The sequence below is a fragment of the Paraperibacillus esterisolvens genome (assembly GCF_046237625.1).
Classification (GTDB): Bacteria; Bacillota; Bacilli; order Bacillales; family DSM-1321; genus Paraperibacillus; species Paraperibacillus esterisolvens.
In genome coordinates, this window is the sequence record NZ_CP143545.1 from 3125114 (window position 1) to 3150384 (window position 25271).

26 protein-coding genes are annotated in these 25271 nt (G+C 44.8%); 2 read left to right on the forward strand and 24 right to left on the reverse strand.

Annotated features, from left to right (window positions below):
* Positions 1-81: 81 nt before the first annotated feature.
* Entirely contained in the window at positions 82-159 is a 78-nt protein-coding gene (locus V1501_RS15820; RefSeq protein WP_409293403.1) for a hypothetical protein, read from the forward strand.
* A gap of 561 nt (positions 160-720) precedes the next feature.
* Here V1501_RS15820 and V1501_RS15825 read toward each other — a convergent pair.
* The 10 genes from V1501_RS15825 to V1501_RS15870 form a co-directional block, all read right to left on the reverse strand.
* Positions 721-996: a hypothetical protein gene (locus tag V1501_RS15825; protein WP_409289602.1), complete on the reverse strand. Its 276-nt coding sequence runs from the start codon at positions 994-996 to the stop codon at positions 721-723.
* A gap of 250 nt (positions 997-1246) precedes the next feature.
* Entirely contained in the window at positions 1247-2221 is a 975-nt protein-coding gene (locus V1501_RS15830) for an alpha/beta hydrolase (RefSeq protein WP_409289603.1), read from the reverse strand.
* A gap of 520 nt (positions 2222-2741) precedes the next feature.
* The gene (locus V1501_RS15835; protein ID WP_409289604.1) at positions 2742-3104 is read right to left on the reverse strand and encodes a hypothetical protein; all 363 of its coding nucleotides are present in this window, start codon (positions 3102-3104) and stop codon (positions 2742-2744) included.
* Positions 3105-3348: 244 nt separating this feature from the next.
* Positions 3349-3987, reverse strand: coding sequence for a response regulator (locus V1501_RS15840; RefSeq protein ID WP_409289605.1), 639 nt, complete (start codon positions 3985-3987; stop codon positions 3349-3351).
* Positions 3984-5120, reverse strand: coding sequence for a GAF domain-containing sensor histidine kinase (locus V1501_RS15845; RefSeq protein WP_409293404.1), 1137 nt, complete (start codon positions 5118-5120; stop codon positions 3984-3986). The genes V1501_RS15840 and V1501_RS15845 overlap by 4 nt, the downstream gene beginning before the upstream one ends.
* A 288-nt stretch (positions 5121-5408) precedes the next feature.
* On the reverse strand, positions 5409-6677 hold the full coding sequence (gene clpX, locus V1501_RS15850) for an ATP-dependent protease ATP-binding subunit ClpX (RefSeq protein WP_409289606.1): 1269 nt from the start codon (positions 6675-6677) through the stop codon (positions 5409-5411).
* A gap of 87 nt (positions 6678-6764) precedes the next feature.
* Positions 6765-6899 (reverse strand): hypothetical protein, encoded by a 135-nt coding sequence (locus tag V1501_RS15855; protein WP_409289607.1) that lies wholly within the window; start codon positions 6897-6899, stop codon positions 6765-6767.
* 181 nt (positions 6900-7080) lie between these two features.
* The gene (tig, locus tag V1501_RS15860) at positions 7081-8364 is read right to left on the reverse strand and encodes a trigger factor (RefSeq protein WP_409289609.1); all 1284 of its coding nucleotides are present in this window, start codon (positions 8362-8364) and stop codon (positions 7081-7083) included.
* A gap of 159 nt (positions 8365-8523) precedes the next feature.
* Positions 8524-9555, reverse strand: a complete 1032-nt coding sequence (locus V1501_RS15865; protein ID WP_409289610.1) for a tetratricopeptide repeat protein — start codon at positions 9553-9555, stop codon at positions 8524-8526.
* 291 nt (positions 9556-9846) lie between these two features.
* Entirely contained in the window at positions 9847-11130 is a 1284-nt protein-coding gene (locus V1501_RS15870) for an MFS transporter (protein WP_409293406.1), read from the reverse strand.
* 129 nt (positions 11131-11259) lie between these two features.
* Here V1501_RS15870 and V1501_RS15875 point away from each other — a divergent pair, with 129 nt between their 5' ends.
* Positions 11260-11817: a helix-turn-helix domain-containing protein gene (locus V1501_RS15875; RefSeq protein ID WP_409289612.1), complete on the forward strand. Its 558-nt coding sequence runs from the start codon at positions 11260-11262 to the stop codon at positions 11815-11817.
* A gap of 230 nt (positions 11818-12047) precedes the next feature.
* Here the strand turns inward: V1501_RS15875 and leuD are convergent, their stop codons facing one another.
* From leuD to V1501_RS15945, 14 genes are all read right to left on the reverse strand, one after another.
* On the reverse strand, positions 12048-12635 hold the full coding sequence (leuD, locus tag V1501_RS15880) for a 3-isopropylmalate dehydratase small subunit (protein ID WP_409289614.1): 588 nt from the start codon (positions 12633-12635) through the stop codon (positions 12048-12050).
* A 25-nt stretch (positions 12636-12660) separates the two neighbouring features.
* Positions 12661-14088 (reverse strand): 3-isopropylmalate dehydratase large subunit, encoded by a 1428-nt coding sequence (gene leuC / locus V1501_RS15885; protein ID WP_409289615.1) that lies wholly within the window; start codon positions 14086-14088, stop codon positions 12661-12663.
* Between the two features lie 484 nt (positions 14089-14572).
* Positions 14573-15685: a 3-isopropylmalate dehydrogenase gene (leuB, locus tag V1501_RS15890; protein WP_409293407.1), complete on the reverse strand. Its 1113-nt coding sequence runs from the start codon at positions 15683-15685 to the stop codon at positions 14573-14575.
* Positions 15686-15709: 24 nt separating this feature from the next.
* Positions 15710-17245 carry a 2-isopropylmalate synthase gene (locus tag V1501_RS15895; RefSeq protein ID WP_409289617.1) on the reverse strand — a complete coding sequence of 512 codons (1536 nt, stop codon included), beginning with the start codon at positions 17243-17245 and terminating at the stop codon, positions 15710-15712.
* Positions 17232-18263 (reverse strand): ketol-acid reductoisomerase, encoded by a 1032-nt coding sequence (gene ilvC / locus V1501_RS15900; protein WP_409289618.1) that lies wholly within the window; start codon positions 18261-18263, stop codon positions 17232-17234. The genes V1501_RS15895 and ilvC overlap by 14 nt, the downstream gene beginning before the upstream one ends.
* Positions 18264-18292: 29 nt before the next feature.
* Positions 18293-18811, reverse strand: a complete 519-nt coding sequence (gene ilvN / locus V1501_RS15905) for an acetolactate synthase small subunit (protein WP_409289620.1) — start codon at positions 18809-18811, stop codon at positions 18293-18295.
* A 3-nt stretch (positions 18812-18814) separates the two neighbouring features.
* Entirely contained in the window at positions 18815-20524 is a 1710-nt protein-coding gene (ilvB, locus tag V1501_RS15910) for an acetolactate synthase large subunit (RefSeq protein ID WP_409289621.1), read from the reverse strand.
* Positions 20525-21294: 770 nt separating this feature from the next.
* A complete protein-coding gene (locus tag V1501_RS15915; RefSeq protein WP_409289623.1) occupies positions 21295-21621 on the reverse strand; it encodes a hypothetical protein in 327 nt (108 codons plus the stop codon).
* A gap of 195 nt (positions 21622-21816) precedes the next feature.
* Positions 21817-22668 carry a hypothetical protein gene (locus V1501_RS15920; RefSeq protein ID WP_409289624.1) on the reverse strand — a complete coding sequence of 284 codons (852 nt, stop codon included), beginning with the start codon at positions 22666-22668 and terminating at the stop codon, positions 21817-21819.
* Between the two features lie 571 nt (positions 22669-23239).
* Positions 23240-23521 carry a hypothetical protein gene (locus tag V1501_RS15925; RefSeq protein WP_409289625.1) on the reverse strand — a complete coding sequence of 94 codons (282 nt, stop codon included), beginning with the start codon at positions 23519-23521 and terminating at the stop codon, positions 23240-23242.
* Complete coding sequence (locus V1501_RS15930) at positions 23522-23719, reverse strand: hypothetical protein (RefSeq protein WP_409289627.1); 198 nt, start codon at positions 23717-23719, stop codon at positions 23522-23524. It abuts the gene before it with no gap.
* Positions 23720-23853: 134 nt separating this feature from the next.
* Positions 23854-24426 carry a hypothetical protein gene (locus V1501_RS15935; RefSeq protein WP_409289629.1) on the reverse strand — a complete coding sequence of 191 codons (573 nt, stop codon included), beginning with the start codon at positions 24424-24426 and terminating at the stop codon, positions 23854-23856.
* A 2-nt stretch (positions 24427-24428) separates the two neighbouring features.
* Positions 24429-24668 (reverse strand): hypothetical protein, encoded by a 240-nt coding sequence (locus V1501_RS15940; protein ID WP_409289631.1) that lies wholly within the window; start codon positions 24666-24668, stop codon positions 24429-24431.
* A 287-nt stretch (positions 24669-24955) separates the two neighbouring features.
* The gene (locus V1501_RS15945; protein WP_409289633.1) at positions 24956-25225 is read right to left on the reverse strand and encodes a hypothetical protein; all 270 of its coding nucleotides are present in this window, start codon (positions 25223-25225) and stop codon (positions 24956-24958) included.
* Between the last annotated feature and the right edge of the window lie 46 nt (positions 25226-25271).

The window sequence follows — 25271 nt, forward strand, 5'->3', positions numbered from 1 at the left end:
TTCTAAAGCTAAGATAAAGGCTGCCAAGCAGCCAAACGTTCTTTCACTAACGCACCGGAGTTTGTTATTGGGGCTTTAATTGTGCCTACTTTCGGAACATGTTTGTGGATGTCCGTATTTGGCGGTTCGGCGCTTGAACTCTTTCAAAATAGTAAGTGAAGGCGGGACACTAATCCTTCAAACAAAATTAAAATGACATGGGTTGTCATACAATCTGCTTTAGCTGCTGTAATGCTTTTTCGATTTGAACGCTTTGCAAACAGCTTACATGGCAGCAGCTCTTCCCTTTGCCCTTATCATGGTTATCATGTGCTTCTCACTGTTAAGAGGCATAAAAGCAGAAGTACATAGAAGCAATAAAAAAAGCGTGCCGCACACATAAAAGGAATTAATCAAAAAAATCTTCCTGATGTGTCATTGATGAGGAAGGTTTTTGGTTTTTATTAGTCCCCTTAATCACCATATGCCCAATTTCTCTAACGTTTGGATCCGTTACCCAAAAATAAAAGGCTGCCGCAGCAGCCAAAACAATCTTTTTACTAACCACCCGTTGATTCAAGAAAATAGCGTTTTAAATAGTACTGGATCACCTATACTGTCCATCCATCTAAATATGCACTATAAGGATTACTAATTCTTAACTAGTGGGAACCATCCTTTTCAATTCCAAGTTTCATTATTTGTATTTTAGTTAATAGGCAGTTTTACTAAAATTATTCGCTAGCAGCCGCATCCATGATGGCCGTGATGCCCGTACCCATAACCCATCATGCCGGGATATCCATACCCCATCGTACCGGGATATCCATAACCCGTCATTCCTGGTGTGCCATAACCCATCATCCCAGGTGTTCCGTAACCCGTCATCCCAGGTGTTCCGTAACCCGTCATCCCAGGTGTTCCGTAACCCATCATCCCAGGTGTTCCGTAACCCATCACCCCGTGTGTTCCATAACCCATCATTCCGGTGCCGCCACCATAAAATTGTCGATCCATTCTCTATTTCCTCCCCATTTGAACTTACAAGCGTAGTATATGTGTCCATATTTAAAGAGGAATAGGTATCTACCTAGAGCCATTAAATTACCCGTCGCAAAGTCATACTTTCCTAACCTTATGCATCAGTATGTTTAAGTAAAATTCTTCAAAAACTTTAGTTTATTACAGGAATGCTGTTCCGTTAACACAAGAAGTTACTGCACTTTTTGCACAAACGCAAATGCGAGGCTTTAAGAACTAAGCGAATTCAATTTATTTTATTAATAGCAGCTAATGTTTTTGTAAAATCATTTACCTGTCTACTCATTTTTTTATAACGTGTCCAATGTAAATAGTGGTTTCCCTTTAAATGGACTATTTTACATTTTTTCGTCTGATAAAAATCCTTATAACTATTTACATCCTCATTTACCTTACGTTGTTCCTGATAAAATAATAAGACTGGCATTTTAGAAGGAAATCTCAGATTAATTGTTTCGCCAATGTTCTGACCTATTTTATTTGTTTCATCCACTATATTTTTGTTGAAGGTTTTCCAAGTGGTAATGGCTTTAGTCATCTTTAAATTTTCTTCAGAATAAACACCTTCCTCCGCTGAAGGGCTGCTAAAATCTGGAATTAAATAGGATACCAATCTTACAATACCCATAGGTGATATATAACCCATAAATTTAGGGATAAAATCAGAATCAGAATGTGAACCAGAAGCCTTTGGCTGGGTAGGATCAATTCCTATTACCGCTTTAACTTCCTTTGGATATTTATTGGCATAATACATACTGTAAATACCAGAAATGGAGTGTGGCATCAATATATATGGACCTTTTATTTTTGATTTTTTTAAAGCGGTTCTTATTTCTTCCACTATATTATCTACCGTCCGTTCTTTCTTAGTTAAATCACTCCATCCATATCCAAAACTTTCCACTACGACTACTTTATTTTTCTTTGACATCTCGTTAATCAAAGGTTCAAAATCTAACACAGGTGCGGCTGTACCCAATCCGCTTAATAATACAATGGTATTTTCGCCATTACCCTTTGAATAGACATGCATTTTCTTTCCATCTACTTCAACTAATTTTCCTAATGGTGGATATTTTTTTTGTTCATATACAATCATTGCCTGATGGAAAATCACGCAGAAAAGAGCGACTCCCACCATAACCAAAAAAGACTTTTTCATAATAATCCAAAATCTAAAATTCTTTTTGGTTTTCAAAAATCCCACTCCTTCTTTCCTAAAGTATATGTAATTATAATGGTATTCTTGAAATCGCAATAGCATCTGGGGAAGTAACCTCATCTAAGGCTTGAGGAGTAGATTGAAGAGTTTGGTATAATCATGATATCCCACGGATGTCTCCCCCAGTAAGAGTAGGCACTGATTCCTTTTTAGAATTAGAAGGGATGTATTAATACTGCGTTCCAAAGTTTGATATGTTGTACTTCATTGATCTTACCTTGATCTACTCAGCCCCCTTTTGTTCAATAAGGACTTCAACAAAAAAAAGGTGCCGGTATCCTTCCTGGATCAACGCCCCCCAAATGACTTATTATCTATATTAGTTCAAAAAAGACATTAAAAGTCCTTTGTTTTCCAACCAGTTCTGAAAAACAATTACTTTTTCGTTGATGTTTTCGGTAATTCTCCCGCCGTTCCCTGTTTTCCGCAGCACAGCAAAACCCGAGGTAACTAACCCCGGGTTTTTTAAAAAAACTTTTCTTTATACAAAACCCTGTTACCAGCAAAGCGCTATCGTAATTCCAAAGCACGCCTCTCCATCGGCAGGAGGAAGGAACAGAATGGCGATCCGGTCCGGGTTAATATCGATTTTGACTGGTGTATGCACTCCTGTAGATTGAATGAGTGCGTTCACTTTTTGATCCTGTCCGGCTGCAGCTGCTGATTTCAGCTTCCGTGCAAAAGATTGATCTGAAGAAATTTTGGTTAATAAACTCCCTATTTCCTGCTGCAGGAGGAGGAATTTCTTTGCATTCTTCTGCATTAATTTCACATCATATGGATCCGCCCCAGCGGGAATACGCGGGTTGATGTACGTTTGGGGAGGCTGGTTGTAATAATAAAAGTAAGGACCTTCCACTTATAACCACTCCTTTACTTTCCATAGCTTATTATATGGGCAGTTAAAAGGTTCTGTGTGGTCTTCGGTGGAAAAGGGGCGGAGCTGCATATTCATAAGGCTTCCTATTACCAGATGTGAACATCATTTATCTTGCTGGCATTCCTGCCAGGTTCCTTGGTTGGGTTGCGAGAAGAAACTCATGGATCCAACATTTTTTCGGCCTTGCCATCTGCCGTAAATCAAAGCCCGGCTGCCTGCTGGTTCAAGTCTTGATAAGGCCATGCTTTATTGCATAAAGGGCGGCCTGAGTCCGGTCCGCCACGCCAAGCTTGGACAATATGCTGGACACATGTGTTTTCACTGTTTTTTCTGTAATAAACAGGGCAGAGGATATCGCCTTATTGCTTTTCCCGCTGGCAATTTCGATCAGGACCTCAAGCTCGCGGCGGGTTAGATCACTGATTGCCTTTTTCTCAGAATTTCCTGCTCCGGAAATGGCAGAAATCAGCTGGGTGGCCGCCTTTGGATGCAGCTGATTTTCTCCTGCTGCGACTTTTTTCATGATCCTTACGAGTTCGTCCGGTTCAATATCCTTGAGCTGATACCCTGCCGCTCCCGCCTCAATCGCAGGCAGCACATGGTCTCGATCTGAAAAGCTGGTTAATATTAAAATGCATGCGTCCGGCTGCTTTTCTTTAATGCGCTTTGTCGCTTCGATGCCATTGAGCACGGGCATATCCAGGTCCATGAGGATAATATCCGGCTTCAGTTCAAGGGAGAGTGCAACAGCCTCTTCTCCGTTGCCGGCCTCGCCGACAACCGTGATATCCTCCTGGGTCTGCAGGAACATTGAGAGCCCCCTCCGGACTACATGGTGGTCATCCGCAATCAATACTTTCATATTCCATCGTTCTCCTTTTGCAGTGGGATCGTGACTCTGATCGCCGTTCCTTTGCCTGGTGTGCTTCTTATGCAGAAAGTGCCGTCCAGCCTTTCTGCACGTTCACGCATGGCAGACAGCCCCAGGGAAGGAAGGGACTCCGTTTCATTCAGCAGGCAGCCATTCCCATGATCATGGATTTTAAAGAGCACGCTATCGTTATCTGTCTTGATATGCAGGTATATGTCCTTTTCCCCTGAGTGCTTTTTACAGTTATTTAAGGCTTCCTGGCCAATCCTCCATAGAGCTTCCTCCATGACGGCCGGCAGGGAAATGAGTCCTTCCACCTGGCTGTGGACATCAAGGCCGATCATTTTCCCATAGCCGGAGAGGGCATCTATCAAGCCATTCTCCAGGCCCTGTGGACGGAGCTGCCAGATCAAAGCCTTCATTTCGGCCAGCGCGCTTTGTGACATCTCCTGAATATACATGAAGGTATCCCTCACCTGCTTCTGATCAGTCATTTCCCTTCCAGCCCGTGCCGTCAGCGAAACGGAGAAAAGCAGCTGATTTACTGAATCATGCAAATCCCTTGCCAGACGGTTCCTCTCCTGAATAAGGATATTCTCCTGCTCAGCTGATTGCAGCCGGATCCGTTTAATAGAAGCACCTATCTGAAAGGCCACAGATTCAAGCAGATCAAGCTCGCTTTTATTAAAAGACTCTCTGCCTGCTGCCGCGACATTCAAGAGCCCGAATTGCTCAGAACCCGCACGCAGGGGAACCGTGGCATGATGGGTCAAGCCACCCGTATCATTCCCAGCCCCCAAAGCTGCTGCTTCTTCAAGCCGCTTACATTCCATGATGTTTGAAGCATTTGTAAGTGTGCCACGGGAAAACTTGCTGACACACCAGCAGTTATTTGTGCACATTGGCGCAAACCGGTCCTTTTTTAAGGCCGTCGGGAGGTTATGATGGGCAGTAAGATGATGATTCCCCCGGCTGTCCATTAAAAAAATCCAACCTGTTTCAAATTCAGTAATTTCAAGAAGAAGGACAAGGACATCCTGCAGCACCTTTTCAAGAGAGGTTCCTTCATTGAGCTTTTCTGCTATTTCCTTAAGTATTTTCAGTTTGTATATCCGTTCTTCCATCACAGGCTTCAACCTCCTATGCTCTGCTTCTATTTTAACGTAAAAACGGGGATGGAATGTTGATTTCTTTTTTAATGAATCAAAACAAATATGAGAAGGCATTAGAGCGGAGCTGAGCAATTCATAACAGGAAAGCTAAAAGGATAATATGGCACACATAGTTTCAGGGAGCCTCACGAACATACAGCAAAACCCCTTTTCCGCACAAAAAAAAGCTGCCGGCTTCTCTAAGCCGGCAGCTCATTTAGACCCTGAAAGAGCTTGTCTTTCTAAAAGGTTTCTGATGAATTAAGCAGAAGTTTTCTTTTCTTTCCCTGTTACAAGTGTCCCGTCAGTTAAAAGCAGTTTGGGCGGTTTGTTTTCAGTGACCGTTTCAGCGGTGATGATACATTTCTCAATATCATCGCGTGAAGGTAGGTCGAACATTACCTCGAGCATAATGCCCTCAATAATGGAGCGAAGTCCACGTGCACCTGTTTTGCGTTCGATTGCCTTCTTGGAAATTTCACTGAGTGCTTCAGGTTCGAATTCCAATTCAACATCATCAAGTTCAAGCATTTTTTGATATTGCTTCACAAGCGCATTTTTTGGCTTCGTCAGGATTTCGATCAGTGCTGCTTCATCCAGCTGTTCAAGAGTTGCAATGACCGGCAGACGGCCGATGAACTCCGGAATCAAGCCGAATTTAAGCATATCTTCTGGAAGGACCCTTGTCAGGAGTGCTTTTTGGTCCACATCTTCTTTTTTCTGGTCTCCTCCAAAGCCGATTACCTTCTGTCCAAGACGGCGTTTGATAATCGGCTCAATGCCGTCAAATGCTCCGCCGCAAATAAACAGGATATTCGTTGTATCAATTTGGATGAATTCCTGATGTGGATGCTTGCGTCCTCCCTGAGGCGGCACGCTTGCTGTTGTGCCTTCAAGAATTTTGAGGAGCGCCTGCTGTACACCTTCACCCGATACATCGCGTGTGATGGACGGGTTTTCTGACTTTCTAGCCACTTTATCGATTTCATCGATATAAATGATGCCTTTTTCAGCCTTTTCCACATCATAATCCGCTGCCTGGATCAGCTTCAGAAGAATGTTTTCTACATCCTCACCCACATATCCGGCTTCAGTCAATGAAGTGGCGTCTGCAATTGCAAAAGGCACATTCAATAAGCGTGCAAGAGTCTGTGCAAGCAAAGTTTTCCCGCTTCCTGTCGGCCCGATCAAACAGATATTACTCTTGGAAAGCTCGACATCGTCGATCTTGCTGTTGGAATTGATTCGCTTATAGTGATTATAAACCGCTACAGCAAGGGATTTCTTTGCCTGTTCCTGTCCGATTACATACTCATCCAGAATTTCGCGGATCTCCCTTGGTTTTGGAACGTCCTTGAATTCAACTTCTTCTTCAGTCCCAAGCTCTTCTTCTACGATTTCTGTACAAAGTTCGATACATTCATCACAGATATATACACCAGGTCCCGCTACAAGCTTGCGTACCTGTTCTTGTGTTTTGCCGCAAAAAGAACATTTAAGCTGCCCTTTTTCATCGTTAAATTTGAACACACATTTCACCCCTTTAAATACTATCCCTCAAAAAAAGCCCAGATGCATTACAACTTACTCAGGAAAAGGGTCTACCTCTTTGTTTCTCTATGTATAGTAAATCTTAACATACAATACATTGAAATAAGAAATGAAAAAACTCATGGCCCTATAATCCTGTTTTCCGGGACGCAGTTCATTAATATGTATATTGCCCTTTACAAGCATTTCCAAACTAGCCATTTTCAAACCTGCTGGCAAGATTGAATTATGTATATGCGTTATTAGAATTAATCTACACTGATTCCTGTAAAAAATCAATCTTGAATGCATCCCTTGCTCCTGAAAAAACAATGGGGTCTGTAAAAGAACATCTTATAGTATAAAACAAGGCACGATATAGTCGTGCCTTGCCCTTTAGTTATTAAACTGTTTTGCTGTTTTCAACCAGGAAGTCGATTGCTTTGCGGTTCTTAAGATCCGATTTGACGCCATCAAGGCTTCCAAGAGCAGCTTTGATGCTTTCAGCATCCATATTGTACATTTCAGCCATCTTGCTGATTTCTTCATTTACTTCTTCTTCAGATACTTCGAAGTTTTCCTGCTGGCCGATCGCTTCAAGCGTAAGGTTCACACGCACGCGCTTTTCAGCTTCCTCGGTCATTTGGCCGCGAAGGGCTTCTTCGTCCTGACCTGAGAATTGGAAGTACATTTCGAGGTTCATGCCCTGCATTTGCAGACGCTGGTCGAACTCGCTCATCATGCGTTCCACTTCATTGTCGATCATAACTTTAGGAATTTCCACTTCAGCATTGTCAGCAGCTTTCTCAACTACTGTATCACGGACATGGTGCTCCGCTTCATGCTTCTTTGTATCTTCTAAGCGTGTTCTGGTTTTCTCTTTCAGTTCAGCAAGAGTTTCAACTTCATCGTCGACATCCTTGGCAAACTCATCATCCATTTCAGGAAGCTGCTTGGATTTAATTTCGTGCACCTTCACTTTGAATACAGCCGGCTGTCCAGCAAGATCAGCAGCATGGTATTCTTCAGGGAAAGTCACTTCTACTTCCTTCTCAGCGCCAGTTTCGATTCCTACAAGCTGCTCTTCGAATCCTGGAATGAAAGAACCAGATCCTAATTCAAGTGAATAATTCTCGCCTTTTCCGCCTTCGAATGCTTCGTCGTTTACGAATCCTTCGAAGTCGATAACTACAGTATCCCCATTTTCTGCTGCGCCTTCTTCTTTGACTACAAGCTCTGCCTGGCGTTCCTGAAGGCTCTTGATTTCTGCTTCCACTTCTTCTTCTGTTACTTCTGTTTCGAACTTTTCAACCTCAAGTCCTTTATATTCGCCAAGCTTCACTTCAGGCTTAACCGTTACAGTTGCTTTGAAGATGAATTCTTTGCCTTTTTCGAATTGGTCTACATCGATTTCCGGACGGTCGATTGGATCGATTCCTGCTTCTTCAACTGCAGAAGCGTATGCTTCAGGAAGAAGATAATCAATTGCATCCTGGTATAATGATTCTACACCAAAGCGTTTTTCAAACATGGAACGAGGCATTTTCCCTTTACGGAATCCTGGTACATTGATTTGCTTTACGACTTTTTTAAATGCCGCGTCAAGACCCTCGGATACTTTCGCTGATTCAAGCTCAACTGTAAGAACACCGCGGTTCCCTTCTAATTTTTCCCATTTTACAGACATGCAGTTCCCTCCAAAAATATCTATATTACTATCTTTTATTAACATCTGGATGAATATAAAGAATGTTCCTATTTACAAGTCATCCTAAGTATAGGCCCAGAAGGCTGATTACAACCATTATATTATAACACAGGATAGCTTTCTTTCAACCGAGATCCTTTAAATAGTAGGATAAGAAATTTCTTCATAGTTTCTCAGCTCTTCCAATATGGCCTGGATTCGTGTCAGATCAGCATCATACCGGGCTGAAGCCTCATCTTCGGATAAGCCTGCGCCCTGATACTCGCCGGCAAGGATATGGTATGCTGCCGCCCAGTTCCTGGCATTGAATTCTATTGGCTCAAACGGATAGAGGATAAAATTGTGGCGTTCCACAAGGCTTCTGGCAAACTCTGAAAGTGTAGGATCCTCGTGGGAGAGCATTTCCTCAAGCACGGAGACTGTCCCCTGCAGGAAATCCGTTTCCAGGATATCAGGCAGGAGCTCAGGCGCTGCTTCTATCACCCTGCCGAATTTTTCAATTTCAATTACTTCACCCACACCCTGGTCTCTTAAGATGGTGATGATGAGAGTCTTTAAGAAAGGATTTCTTTCAGGGCTTTTAAGGAAGACCTTCATTTCCCCCAGGTAGGGCCTGATATTGGCATGGGCAAGCTGGGAGATCAATAACAGCTGTTCCTGTTCAGAATTCTTCCCCAGCAGATCAAAGCCGGGCTGGAGTACAGCATCAGAAGAATCAGCGGGATCCTGCAGGTCCGCATGCTCCTCCAGCGCCCTCTCACAAAATTCGAGCATTTTATAGAAATGTTCCTCCTTGTCAGGCGGCACCTGCTTTTCTTCAAGCAGCGCCCTGATTACTCCAGCCATTTCTTCATGCTCATTCAAGTTTAGGAGAATCATCAAATAAATGTTCACTACCTGAAAATAGTCACCGATTCCTTTGCGGAGCAGTTCCTTGCATATTTCCTCCGCTTCCCGGTAGTTTCCAAGCTCCACAAGGGATACGACCAGTCCCACATTCATTTCTGCATGCTCCGGCTCAAGTTCCCTGGCCTCCCGGAAAAACCCTGCGGCATCCTTAAAATTCTTCTCTTTTAATGAATCCAGCCCGCGGTCGATCAGCCGGTCCGCAAGTCCAGGGAAGGGAATGACCTTCCTGTCTTTGCCGGGCTTATTTTGTTTTCCTCTCATATATGAAACCGCCTTAGACGTTATGTGTTATTGTGAATCAGTTTAGCATGTACTTTCTGGAAAAACAAAAAATTGGCAGAAGTGCTGAAATGGCAGATTAACCTGACTCTAGTCCACGACTCGTTCTGACGTTTTCATTTCCTTTGTTTCACAGCAGCGGCCAGAGCTTAATTTTGGACAAAACCAGCAGGTCTTTTCCCTATATAACTAGGGGCAATTAATAAAAAAATGCCGCCTGTCTAAAGGCGGCATTTTTATCATTCCATCCTGTACTAATCCTGCTTCATTAGCTTAACCGGAATGTGATACCGATGAGGAATTTTCTATCAATATCTCAGATGGTTGTTTTTTGATAACTATTACAAACAGGCTCGCTAATAAGCAAAATAACCCAGCCAGGAAGAAAGCCCACGTGTAGGAATTGAACAGTTTATAAATCAGTCCGCCCCCAAAGGCAGCTGCTGCAGCACCAGCCTGGTGGGAAGCAAAAATCCATCCATATACGACCCCGCTTTTTTTAACTCCAAACAGCTGTCTGGAGATGCTTACCGTCGGCGGAACGGTTGCAATCCAATCAAGCCCGTAAAAGACTGAAAAGATGGTCAGCATTATTACGGAGCCTTCTTGTAAAGCATAGGGGAGCAATATGAGAGACGCCCCTCTTAAGCCATAATACCAAAAAAGCAGCCATCGATTATCAAACCGGTCTGACAGCCAGCCGGATAATGTTGTGCCAATGAGATCGAAGACTCCCATAAATGATAATAGGGATGCAGCTGTAACCAGCGGGATTCCATAACTGATGCAATATGTAACGAAGTGTGTCCCGATCAATCCGCTTGTGGAGAGACCGCAGATGAAAAAGCTTGCTGCCAATAACCAAAACTCCTTTACCTTAATTGCCATTAACAGTCCTTCAAAAGCTATGGTAATGGGATTTTTCTGTTTTTCCTGAAGAGCTTCCAGAGGTTCTTCATCAAGTCCATAAGGCAGAATTCCAGCATCTTTGGGCGAATTTTTCATGAACAATAAAATGATGATCAGCATGATGGCACTCAGCATTATTATTAACGCAACCGCCCAGCGCCATGAGAAGCTGTTTATTATGAGCGCCAGGATCGGCAGGAGAATTAACTGTCCGGTCGCGGTACTGGCTGTCAGTACTCCTAAAGCCAGCCCCCTCCTTTTCTCAAACCATCTGTTAGCTATATACGGACTTAGCACAGTTAGAAATAAACTGGATCCTAATCCTATGATGATGCCCCAGATTAATATGAGCTGCCATTGAGATTGCATAAACAAGGTCAAAAGAGTTCCTATCAATAAAGTAGCCATCGATATTACCATTATTTTTTTCAATCCAAATACTTCAACTAAGGCAGCCATAAATGGGCCTGAGACTCCATATAAAAAAAGTCCCACAGCAAAAGCAAGCGATATACCAGCCCGTTCCCATCCAAATTCATTCTCAAATGGAGCTATGAACACTCCCGATGATGACCTGACTATTCCAGCTGTAATAATGGAGAAAAAAGAAATGAGCAGAACGATCCAGCCATAGTGAATGCGGTTCAGGAATGTCACCCCCGTATAGTTTATATATGCAGTGAAATATATTATAATGAACAAAAAGTGCATTATAATGCTTTGTTAATTTATTGTACGATATGTACACTATAGTGATCAAGTGGAGGTTTTTATATTATGGAAAAAATTCAAGGAGTCATCTCAAGTAATCTAAGAAGCCTGAGGGGTAAAAGAAAATTAAGTTTGGATGATCTATCAGGCATGACAGGAGTAAGCAAAAGCCTTTTGCGGCAAATTGAAAAAGAAGAATCCAATCCAACCATAACTACCTTATGGAAAATAGCTAATGGACTTAAGGTGCCATTTACTTCTTTGATGAAAGCGGAATTGCCGGATGCCGAGATTGTCAGGAGGGAAAATATGAATCCTTTAGTAGAAGATGACGGGAAATATCATCTATATCCCTACTTTAATTTTGAGGACCATAAGCCCTTTGAAATGTATTCCGTGGAAATGGAGCCATCCGCCAAGCTGGAGGCAGACCCTCATCATTCAGGTGCCATTGAATGCATAACGGTGTTCAATGGGACATTAAGCCTCTCCATCAATGATGAGCAATATATGCTGCAAACTGGCGATTCTATTAAATTCAAGGCAGATCATCCCCATTCGTACTGGAATCCTGGAAGGAAAACAACAACATTGAGCATGATCGTTTATTATCCTGAAAGATAAAAAAGAGTAATTTTTACAGGCAGGAAAGAACCTAACGTTCGAATGGTCTAACTCCCACTGCTAAAAAGGAGTCAGGGCATTCATTCAAGCGATGAACGGCCAAGACTCCATTATTAAGCTGGAATTAGGACATTCATTCAGGCGATGAAGGTCCTATACAGCTTTTTAATACATCTTCATATTGTTGTGATGCTCGTAAAATACCCATGTTTTCATTTATGGCGCACTATCTAACCGGCCGTCCTGTCCTCAAAGGCAGTGATTTCTTTTTCATACCTCAGAGTGATGGAGATTTCATCCCACCCATTCACAAGCAGTTCCTTCCAATATGGATGGATGTCGAATTCGGCCTGAAATTCATCCCCAGATTTCACTTTCTGGGCCGGCAGGTCAACTGATACTTCTCTGCTCCCATTTTGGACCAGGTGCATCAGCTTCTCTGCTTCTTCACTCTTCAAGCGGATGGGAAGGATGCCATTTTTGAAGCAATTCTGATAAAAGATATCGGCGAATGATGGGGCGATTACGACTCTGAATCCATAATCCAGCAAAGACCAGGGAGCATGTTCCCTCGATGAACCACAGCCGAAATTCTCACCTGCAAGAAGTATGGAAGCTCCCTTGTTTTCCTGCTGGTTCAGTTCAAAATCAGGACGCTCTCTGCCATGTTCATCAAAGCGCCAGTTATAGAAGAGAAATTGCCCAAACCCCGTCCGCTCGATTCTTTTTAAAAACTGCTTCGGAATGATCTGGTCAGTATCCACATTCGCCCTGTCGAGGACAGCCGCGCGGCCTGTCAATGTAGTAATAGGTTTCATATGCCATCTCCCTATCTGGATTCAATCATCGAGAAATCAATGATTCATCCTTTTTATATTTTTCTTCCCTGATATCTACGAATCTTCCAAACACTGCGGCCGCCGCTGCCATGGCCGGACTGACGAGATGAGTCCTTGCACCGGCACCCTGCCTTCCCTCAAAGTTGCGGTTCGATGTGGAAGCACAGTGCTCCCCGGCTGGGACTGCATCCGGATTCATGCTGAGGCACATGCTGCAGCCGGAATCACGCCATTCAAATCCAGCTTCCAGGAAAATATGGTGCAGCCCCTCCTCTTCTGCCTGCCTCTTAACCCGCTGAGAGCCTGGGACGACCATTGCCCGGACACCCTGCTTGACCTTTTTTCCCTTAGTCCAGGAAGCGGCTGCCCGCAGATCCTCGAGGCGTGAATTGGTGCAGGAGCCGATGAATACATGCTGAACCTCGATATCCTCCATTTTCATTCCTGCTTCAAGACCCATATATTGAAGGGCCCCTGTCAGGGACTTTTTATCCCCTGCTGTAAGAGTTTCTTCATAGGTTGGAATCCGGCCGTCCACCGGGCTGCACATCCCCGGGTTCGTTCCCCAGCTCACCATCGGGGAAATCTCAGCCCCATCGACCACAAGAACTTTATCGTATGCGGCATCAGGATCGCTTGCAAGCTCTGCCCACTTCCTGGCCATTTCTTCAAACGCTTCTCCCCGCGGCGCATATTTCCTCCCCTTCATATAAGAGAAGGTGGTCTCATCCGGACTCACAAGTCCAGCACGTGCGCCGCCCTCGATGGACATATTGCAGATCGTCATGCGCTCTTCCATCGACATGGACTCGATCACTTCGCCGCAATATTCAATAACGTGTCCGTTACCGAAGGTAACCCCAAACTTGGAAATGATATATAAAATCACATCCTTTGCCGTGACTCCATCCTGAAGCCTTCCTGAGACTTCCAGCTTCAGCGTCTTCGGCCGCCCCTGCCAGAGCGTCTGGGTCGCCAGAGCATGCTCTACCTCACTTGTTCCAATCCCGAAGGCCAGGGCTCCAAAGGCCCCGTGTGTTGAAGTATGGCTGTCTCCGCAGACAATCGTCATTCCCGGTGCTGTAAGACCCAGCTCAGGCCCGATCACATGGATGATGCCCTGGTCCTCGCTGTCAAGGTCGGCCAGCCTGATGCCGAATTCCCGGCAGTTTGCCGCAAGGGCATCCAGCTGGTTCTTGGCGATTTCATCCTGAATGAAATATCTATTATAAGTGGGGACATTATGGTCCATAGTTGCAAATGTACGATGTGGCCGCCTGACCGTCCTGCCCTTCAAGCGGAGACCTTCAAAGGCCTGCGGCGATGTTACTTCATGGATATAGTGCAGATCAATATACAAAAGATCGGGCTTGCCTTCCTCCTGTACCACTTTATGGGTATCCCATATTTTATCGATAATTGATTTCCCCATACTATTTCATCCCCCTAAGGTTCTAAATATTAAGGCTGTTTTTATATACGTTCTGGCTATTGGACAGGAGAGTCAATCTCCGCTGCAGGCGCTCGCATTCCACAATTATTCCGTTTGAAAAGCACCGTTCTCCGCCTTTCTGGGAGCAGCGGGTGAGACCCCGGAGGCGAAGCTGAGGAGGCTCACCGCCCGTCCCACTTTTGAAAAGCAGCGATTTACTGATTGACTGGCCCAAGCGTTGTAAGAAGTTAGTCGCGCTAATGCGTAAGCCCAGCAAAAGGCGGACGGGCCGTGGGAAGCATTCTTCTTCCCATGGACAGCTTGACTATGACTCGGAAGGGCACCGTTCGCAGCCGTATCAGGAGTCTCGCACTTTCCGCTCCAATTAACCTGCTAGAATAATGTAATATTTCTCATCAATTTCATGCATTTTAGAAAAGAGCCTATATTAAATAAAAAGGGGAGCAGCTCCCCTTTTATCCCGTTATGCATAACAATCCATGATCTGGCTTATGGCTTCATGCCCAAGGATGGCATTCCTGATTTCTTCTGTCATCTGGGCGGTTGTGGAAACATCTCTCCGTTCTCCTGCTATGTCGGCTGTCCTGAATCCTGCGGCAAGCACTTCACGCACCGCCGCCTCTACAGCCTCAGCTTCCTGTTTAAGGCCAAAGCTCGTGCGGAGCATCGATGCCGCTGAAAGGATGGCAGCGATCGGATTGGCTTTATCCTGCCCGGCTATGTCAGGTGCCGATCCATGGATTGGTTCATAGAGGTGGGGCCCGTTCACCGAAATGCTTGCCGATGGCAGCATCCCTAAGGATCCTGTAAGAACAGACGCTTCATCGCTTAAAATATCCCCGAACATATTCTCTGTCACCAGCACATCAAATTGGCGGGGGTTCTTAATTAGCTGCATCGCCGCATTGTCCACCAGCATATGTTCAAGAGTTACCGACGGGTATTTCCCTGCTGTTTCCTCAGCCACTTCCCTCCAAAGCCTGCTGGATTCGAGGACATTGGCTTTATCAACCGATGTTACCTTCCCTCTGCGCTTTTCTGCCATCTGGAAGGCAAGCTCCAGGATCCTCTTGATTTCGTATCTGTGGTAATGGAGCGTATCCACAGCAGAGTCCTGGCCTCCCCCCGTTATCCGCTGGCTCGGCTTGCCAAAATACAGGCCGCCAGTCAATTCCCTGACAATCACGAAGTCAGCATCCTGGATGACCTCCCGGCGCAGCGGGGATGCCTCACTCAGGCTTTCATGAAAAGAGATCGGACGCAGATTAGCATACAGCTCCAGATGCTTCCTGATGGCAAGCAGCCCTCTTTCAGGGCGATTCTCCGGAGGCTGGGCGTCCCACTTCGGCCCCCCCACTGCCCCTAAAAGGACTGCGTCGCTTTCCGTGCACAGAGTGATGGTTTCATCCGGGAGCGGATGTCCTGTTTCATCAATCGCCGCTCCTCCGATCAATCCATATTGAAAATGAAAATGGTGGCCAAACCTCTCTGCAACCGCAGTGAGGACGCTTGCGGCTCCCTCTGTCACTTCTTTCCCAATTCCGTCACCCGGCAGTACCGCTATTTTCTTTTCCATCATGGCATCCCCTTTCTGATATGCTTATGCGTTCAGTACAGCTGCTCTTTCCTGTACAAAGATCACTCTGTTTACCGCGTTCAAATAGGCTTTCGCCGAGGCTTCCAGCACATCCTGTGCCAGCCCGCGCCCGCTTGTTTCCTGGCCTCTGTATTTCATCTTCACAAACACCTGGGCAAGCGCATCCCTGCCGGCCCCTACGGATTGAATCCTGTAATCCAGCAGATGGACTCCGCCTTCTATGCATTTTTCAAGCGTGTTATACAGGGCTTCTATGCTTCCAGCCCCTGTTGCGGCCTGCTGAATGTTTTCATTTTGAATTCCCTTCAGGGAAACGGTTGCTGTCGGCACCTGGCTAGTGCCATAAGAGACCTGGATGGAATCCAGCTGGAAGAAGTTTTCTTCCTTATTCAAGGTTTCTTCAAGCACCAGGGCTGCCAGATCATCATCCGTCATTTCTTTCTTCTTATCTGCCAGGGCCTTGAAGGTGACGAATAATCTATTGGCCTCCTCCTCGGACACCGACAGCCCCAGCTGGGCGAGCCTGTTTTTGAAAGCATGGCGTCCCGAGTGTTTGCCGAGCACCATTGAATTTTCCGATACACCCACGAGCTCAGGCGAAATGATTTCGTACGTGGATTTTTCCTTCAGCACGCCATCCTGATGGATGCCCGACTCATGTGCAAAGGCATTTCTCCCGACCACCGCTTTATTGGGTGGAACGATCATACCCGTCAGCCTGCTGACAAGGTCACTCGTCCTCTTGATTTCCTTAAGATTCATGGAGGTTTCAGCAAGATAGTGGCTGCTCCTGGTATGAAGGGCTGCTCCTACGACCTCAAGGGCCGCATTTCCTGCACGCTCTCCGATTCCATTGATTGTCCCTTCAATCTGATCCGCCCCCGCTTCTACAGCTGCAAGGGAGTTTGCCACAGCCATCCCAAGATCATCATGGCAATGTGCTGAAAGTTTAACTTTATGGATGGAAGGGACATTTTCTTTTAAGTATTGGAAGATCGCACCATACTCAACTGGAGTTATATACCCGACGGTATCAGGAATATTGATCACTCTCGCTCCCGCCAGAATCACTTTCTCCACTATATGGGCAAGATAATCCAGTTCAGTCCGGCATGCATCCTCTGCGGACCACTGAACAACCGGAAACTTTGCAGCGGCATATTCCACCGCCCGTACCGCAGTCTCGACAACCTCTTCCTTTGACTGCTTCAGCTTGAACTGCCTGTGAATCGGGGAGGTGGCTATGAAGACATGAAGCCTTGGTTCTGCCCCATGCTTTAAGGCCTCCCAGGCGGCATCCATATCACTTTGAACCGACCTTGCCAGCCCGGTAACTGAACACTCTTTAATGATGCGGGCAATCTCCGCTACTGAAGCGAAGTCCCCTTTCGAAGCGGCAGGAAAGCCGGCTTCCATTATATCGATGCCGAGCCTCTCCAGCTGCCTTGCAATTTCTATCTTTTCTGAAAAATTCAGATTTACGCCGGCTGACTGTTCTCCATCTCTGAGAGTTGTGTCGAATATATTAATTTTCCGCAATGGCAGCCACTTCTTTCTTCTTAGAACCATTACGCCTTACAAATGGCATCATCGCCCTTAACTCACGGCCGACCTTTTCAATCGGATGCTCACTTTCAGCTGCATTGACGGCATTGAATACTGGACGGTTAGCCTGGTTCTCAAGGATCCAGCCTTTAGCAAACCTTCCTTCCTGGATATCTGTTAACACATTTTTCATTTCCTTTTTCACATCTTCGTTTACAACTCTTGGACCGGAAACAAAATCACCCCATTGAGCGGTATCGGAGATGGAATATCTCATTCCCTCAAGTCCTCCCTCATACATCAGGTCCACAATCAGCTTCAGCTCATGTAGACATTCAAAATAGGCAAGTTCCGGCTGATAGCCTGCTTCTGTAAGAGTTTCAAACCCGGCCTTCACTAAAGACGTCAGCCCCCCGCATAGCACCGCTTGTTCTCCAAATAGATCTGTTTCTGTTTCTTCCTTAAATGTAGTCTCGAGTCCTCCGGCACGCAGGGAACCGATGCCGTATGCGTAAGCAAGTGCAAGCTCACGCGCTTCACCGCTCACATCCTGATGGATGGCAAAAAGAGCCGGAACTCCTGCACCTTCTTCATATGTGCGCCTCACGAGATGCCCCGGACCCTTCGGCGCTACCAGCAGCACATCCACGCCAGCCGGCGGCACGATCTGATGGAAGTGAACATTGAATCCATGAGCAAACATCAGTGATTGTCCCGCGCGGAGCACCGGCTCGATTTCTTCCCCGTACACTTTGGTCTGCTTTTCATCAGGAAGCAGGATCATGACCACATCTGCCTGCTCAGCCGCTTCTTTGACACTGTATACTTCAAAGCCATCGCTTTCTGCTTTTTCCCAGGACCCGCCCCTTCGCAGCCCGATGATCACTTCAAAGCCTGAATCCCGAAGGTTTTGTGCATGTGCATGGCCCTGTGAGCCGTATCCGATTACAGCGATCCTTTTATTGTTTAGATATTCCTTATTTGCGTCCCCATTGTAATACATTTTAGCCATCTCAATCTCTCCCTTATTAGTGGTTATTTTTATACAATTGAAGCGTTTCTGCCTGCAGGCTGGATCTTCTGTGTTCCCCTTTGAAAAGCCGTAGTCCCAGTCCGGGCAAGCTCTTTAATGCCATAGGGCTTGAGCAGCTCGATAAAGGCATCAATCTTTCCGGATTCGCCTGTAATCTGAATCACCAGGCTATCCCTGCTTACATCAACCACAGAACCCCTGAACGGCTCAATCAATGAGTAAATTTCTGCCCGGGTGCCCGTGGAGGATGAAACTTTGATGAGCGCCAGTTCCCGGGCTACTATGGACTGGTTTGTGATGTCATTGACCTTAATGATATCAATCTGCTTGTTCAGCTGTTTTGTCATTTGTTCGATTTCTTTTTCATTTTCCACCTGGACCACGACTGTGATCCTTGAGATATCCGGCTTTTCAGAGCTGCCTACCGTGATGCTTTCAATGTTATAGCTTCTTTTCGAAAACAAATTCGTAATGCGGTTCAAGACCCCCGGCCGGTTCATTACGGTGAGGGTTATAATTCCCTTCATGGTTTAAACCCCCTCCATTTCGTGGAGCCCCTTCCCCGGAGCGACCATTGGATACACATTTTCTTCCTGCGTGACATGGAAATCCATAAGGACGGGGCCGTCAAAAGCGAACGCTTCGTCCATTACTTTCTCCGCCTCTGCTTCTGACTTGATGGTATATGCTTTAATGCCATATGCTTCCGCAAGTTTTGCGAAGGATGGCTGTGAATTGAACACGCTGTGTGAGTATCTCTCCTGATAAAATGTCTGCTGCCACTGTCTTACCATGCCGAGGGCCTGGTTATTAATGATGACTACCTTTACCGGCAGTCCGAGTTCGGCAATTATGCCGAGCTCCTGCAGAGTCATCTGGAAGCCTCCATCCCCGACTACCGCGGCTACTACAGCATCCGGCTTCGCCAGCTGTGCCCCGACTGCCGCCGGAAGCCCGAACCCCATCGTTCCAAGCCCGCCTGAGGTTACCCATGCATGCGGTTTATTGAATTTGTAATATTGGGCGGCCCACATCTGATGCTGCCCCACATCTGTTGTCAGGATGGCATCGCCATTTGTCTTTGCATGCAATAATTGAAAAACATATTGCGGCTTCAAGCTGGATGCATCCCTTTCATAGCGGAGGGGGAATTCGCTGTTCCAATCCTGCAGCTGCCGGATCCACCCGGCTGATTGTGCTCTTTCGCCCTCTAGGCCATTCAGCATATTCAGCGCTTCCCTTGCGTCCCCGACTATCGGGATATGAGCATGGACATTTTTCCCGATTTCCGCCGGGTCGATATCAATGTGAGCGACAGTAGCATATGGTGCGAAATGAGCCAGATTCCCAGTAAGCCGGTCATCAAATCTCGCGCCTGCATTAATCAGTAAGTCACATTTTGAAAGGGCCATATTAGCGGCGTACACCCCATGCATCCCTGCCATCCCGACAAACAGCGGATGGTCGGCTGGAAAGCCGCCGAGCCCGAGCAGGGTATGCACCACCGGGATCTGATACTGCTCCGCAAAGCTTTTCAGCTCCTCGTGCGCTTTGGATATCAGCACCCCTGCACCCGCCAGGATGACCGGCCTTTCAGCTCTTGCAATCTCCTCTGCCAGACGCTTTGTCTGCAGGAAGTTAGGTGTTGTAACAGGCTGATAGCCTGGCAGATTCACAGCCGGGTCTTCATCCAATTCCGCTGCCAGGACTGCCATATCCTTCGGAACATCGATCAGCACGGGTCCCGGACGTCCGGTGGATGCAATATGAAAGGCCTCCTTCAGGATCCTCGGGAAATCTTTCGGGTCCCTTACCTGGTAATTATGCTTGGTGATCGGAGTGGTAATGCCGAGTATGTCTGCCTCCTGGAAGGCATCTGTCCCGATGACCCCTGTGGCAACCTGGCCGGTCAACACGACAAGCGGAATTGAATCAATCAATGCATCCGCGAGCCCAGTCACGATATTTGTCGCTCCGGGGCCGGAAGTGGCAATGACGACTCCCGGCTTGCCTGTTATCCGTGCATAGCCTTCAGCAGCATGGATTGCACCTTGTTCATGCCTTGCCAGTATATGAGGAATTCCTGCATCGTAAAGACTGTCATAAATCGGAAGAACCGCACCGCCTGGATATCCAAAAATCACTTCCACATTCTCCTGTTTTAAACTATGCATCAGCAGCTCTGCACCGCTTATTTTCAATGCATCGCCTTTACGTTCTGCAAGAACAGCTTTTTGCACTTCTCTTCCTCCTTACTGTTTTAAAAAATAAAAAGCCTTTTCACCCCTATACTCTCTGCATGAAAGCAGAAGATATAGGGGTGAAAAGGCATTAAGACCTTATCCACGGTACCACCCTGGTTCGCGCGGAAGCCGCGCGCAGCTCATGGGGAGCCCTCAGGCTTCCCCGTTTTGATAACGGGTGTGCATCACCCGGCCAGCTTTACTGAGGAGAATCCTGTTTAAGCTGACACTCAGGGGTGAGTTCATCCTAAGGGCAGTACCGGTTTCCAGCTGATCCGGCTCTCTGTGCCTGCCTAGTCTTATAGACTACTTATCCCCTTCATTGCTTTTTCATATGGCCGTCTTCTTGGCCGGTCCGGCTGTTCACGCCAGGACCAAGTTATATTTGTGGACTATATTACGCCCTATATAAGAGGGAGTCAATCCTTTTTATTAAAATATTTAGACTATTTAGACTAATAAATCTATTTGTATCCGCTTACATCACTGATATAACAGGAATCTTAAATTTTAAAAAAAATTTTTTGATTAAGATAATGATTTTTCGTGCCAAAGCGACTAATAAGAAGTGGCTAAAACCTAAAATATTATATCAAAATATTATATTTTCTCATGGATTCAAATATCTTCCACGCTTTAACGCATAAAACATAAGTGATCGGCTCAATTACTGATTTTAAAAAGAGAGTGAAAAAGCTTTTGCTGACAAGTTAATGATCAATAAAAAGAAGGAAAACTGGTACAGTTTTCCTTCTTTCCCCTAACGCTTATTGATATTGCTGGAATTGATTGTTCGAAGTTTGAAAGCCAGTGCCATACGTTTGATTTTGCATATTTAGTTCCTGCTGAATCTGATTGCACATATTCAAGATCTGTTGGCATTTTTGAATAGCTAGTTCATGTCCCTGAAGGGATTGCTGTATGATGTGGGCTGCCTGCTGTTCACGTGACATCATTTGCTGAAGCATTTGAGCGTTTTGCTGTTCCTGCTGAAGCATCTGGCGGTACACTTGATTGCTTTGCTGCGTTTGTTGAATCAGCTGATTGGCTGCTTGCCGGCATTGATTTATCATTTGGCTGTGATTGGCATTCATCTGGATTCCCTCCGAAATAAATGGATTTGGAGCTGATGCTCCTGTCTTAAGATGCGGTGTAACAGCCATGCTGATTCGGTTATTTGTGATGTGGGTCCATTTACCAGAGCCAAATTGATGACAAATAAAAAATACGGCCGCCCGTTAAAGGACTTGCCGCATTTTTTGGGGTAAACTAGGCTATCAGGCCGAATGTCATCTCTGAATAAAGACCTCATTCACCTTATTAAAGGTTATAAGGATCTTTCCCATGCTATTTACAGCAATGCCCTCCGGCTCCCTTGATGTATTCAGGGACACTCTCTTAAGTGAAGTCCCGTCTGGCTTAAAGGAAGCATATTCTCCGTTTGAGAGGAGATAGTAAAGGCCATTGCCCATGGCAAATCCCTGTATTTCTTTATTGACTGTCTTGCCGATCATTCCCGTAATATGCACTTTTTCACGCCAGTCCCTAGTGGCATCAGGACCTGAGCCAAGATGGATTTTATTGATATCATATCCATCTCCTGATTTCGACACAGCGATCGCCGTGCTGCTGTCCTTCATTGCAATCACATTTGGATGGATGGTTGAAGGGACTTTCCATTTTCTCACTACCGTAAGTGTGGCCGGATTGATTTTATAAAGATAGTAATTCGTCTGCCCCTTAATATCAGCAAGCTGATATAAATATCCGTTCTTATAGGAAATTGCCTGACCGTGGCCAATCGTCAGCAGCTTGCTCACCTTCAGCAGCTTCTTTGAACTGCTGTATTTATAGATATAGCCATAGCGTGTCTTGTCGCCTGTGCTATAAGTAAGATATATGTTCTGGGATCCATCGAGCGTGATCCCCTGAAGACCCCGGGCCGCAGTACTCGAGACAGCCCCCGTGTCCCGGTAAGGATAAAATAAAGTCTTCAGCTGAATCTTATTGCTGAAGGTCAAGGTATGCACCGGATCTGCAGCGCGGACCTCCTCCGGCTTAGCGAAACCTCCGCCATAAAGTCCTGCCAGGCTGACCATTGCCGCCAAAATGCCGCCATACAATTTTTGTCGTTTTTTCAAGCTGAACCTCCTAGGATGTGACAATATTCTCCATAATAATAGTCAGGAATACTCCGTATGTCTATGAATCTTTTGGTCTATTTTTTACAGGAAACTTCCAGCTGCCCGGAGACATTACCCGCTGATTTTTAACACTTACAAGCCGTTTTTTCCATTTTACCCGCCGGAATGAAGCATTTACTCGCCGTTTTTTAATTTAACTAGCCGAATCGGCGATTTTACTATCCGATTAAATTTATTTACTCGCCAAACTCTAATTAAGGTAAATAAATATGGCTGGTATGCTATCTGACATACCTGCCTGTACCTAGGAGCTTAAACAACAAAAAACGCGTTTTATCTAAGAGTAGATAAAACGCGTTTTTAGATGACGTCCCAGGAGAGATTCGAACTCCCGACCGACGGCTTAGAAGGCCTGTTCACTTACAGTACCTCTTTGCTATCAATCAATAGGACAGTATAATGCTTGCTAATACTGCAATTTCCGTACTTTATACCGTAAACCATACGCAATAACAAGATAAAACTATCCTACGTATTGAAAACAGTGTATCCGACTACTATTGTAACCCTAATTATCTGGGATATCAACATTTGACTGATAAATAATTTTGTACCTGTTAGCTGCCGTACCCGTTCCAACTTTGATGCTTATTAGTTTTTTTTCGTGTACAGCTTTCAAAGAATTATTTACCGTTAACCTATTCATCCCACTTATTTGTGTCAACTTCTTCAATGTAATGGAAACTTCATTTGTACCTGCACCTAATTCTTCTAGGATGTACATAAGTAACTTTTCTGATTTGTTTATATCCAGACTATAAATTGGTGCTATATTACCTCTTATGACCAATTAAATCAATTCCACTTTAACTCTTTCATCTTTTTCCAGTTCTTCTACGTCATATGTGGCCTTTACGTCAGTCAATACCTTCTCAACACAGTATAGAATCTCATCCACATACACTTCTTCCGTTTTCTGAAGTACCACTTTTCCTTCATTTTGTAGCGTTATAAGTGCCTTACCAACTTCTCCTAGTATCCCTATCATGTCTAATGACTCCTTAATATGTATTTAACTTCCATCTATCTAGTAGTATAAAACTGATACTACTAGTTGTCAATCAAATTTCAAAGAAAATATCCACCGCAGAAAAGGGTGGATACTTAGTGTGTTTTAAAAAGTTAAGTCATACCAACAACTAATCTCTTAAATTCATCAGTAGAAAGATTAACGGACTTTGGAATCTCCATGTATGAGTACACACCATTCTTTCTTCCAGCTTCAAAAAGCACCTCTTGAAGTTTGACATCGACACTGTTTAATTCCCTAAGGGTTGTCGATTCCTTTTCAATAGCATTTTTAAATTCCTTCTTTGCACGCATCATCTTGCCTACAACCTCCTGTTCCAGTATCTTCTTTTCCTCTCGATAAAGCTTTTCAAATTCACTGGCTTTGTCACCGGCACCATATTTGTATCTATGAAGTACAGATTCAAGCACCAGTAGTTCTTCTTCGTATTCCTGTAGTTCTTTCTCCAATTTACTAACCTTTTTCTTCAACCTCACTTCCATGGTGTTATCACCACTTAAAACTCGCACTTCCAAAGCTTCCGGTAATTCTTTTGCATGTATATATTGGATTTCAAGTTGACTATCTCTAATAGCCTGTTTGGAATAGCTGATTTTCTCATTTAACTGTGCTACATTTTCATGGTATTCAGCTACAAATTGCAAAACTTTTTCTTTTGCTTGCATACTTACTCTCCTCCTTCTTCATCGTGGATAATTACATGTGGGAATTGTTTTCTAAAAAGATGTAAGTCTTTCCGTTCCACTGTAGCTATTCCATTAATAAAATCGTATCCAGCACGCCTACCATTAAATCGATGTATCACTTTCCCTTTATTTGTTTCGGAAATGACATACGGTATTTCTACTTTCACTTTCTCCTGTTTTGCATAGTAATCTTTAATCATATTTAACCTCTCTGTATTCATCTTTGAATACCCCCACTTTCTCTAATGATAAATTTCTGAGAATTCAGCTACTGCCGCGGCAACCCATTATGGTTTATTTGCTTCTTCCAATTCCCAAAGGCCTTAAAAGACTTGATAACATTGATACTTCATCTATTGTCATCCCTAATGAAGGTTATAAATCCCTAGGATAAACCTATTTAATAAAGCAAGAAGATTAAACATAAGCATTAATCCCTGTGGCATCTTATCCATAACATTTTGTATTTATATATCAATTAGTTCTATTATCATTTCTTCAATTATCTTTATCTTTCCCTTCTATGCAATGATGTGTTCATCATTTTATTTATCAGTATTAATTCCAGGATTTCCAAACCCTGGCTAACGAAAATTTCCAAAAGCATGGCCCTTTCGTGGGCTTTGAAACTATCATTTTTCATATGGTAACTAATTGCTGGCTTCGATATATTAAATCTTGCAGCCAGGTGCTTATATGATATTCCGTATATTGTTAGCAATACCGAAATGGTTTTAGCATCCAAAAGCTTAATTACCTCTTCCTTGCTATATTTCAAGTTTCCCACCTCACTTCAATAATTCAAAGGCAGCCCATCCACCATA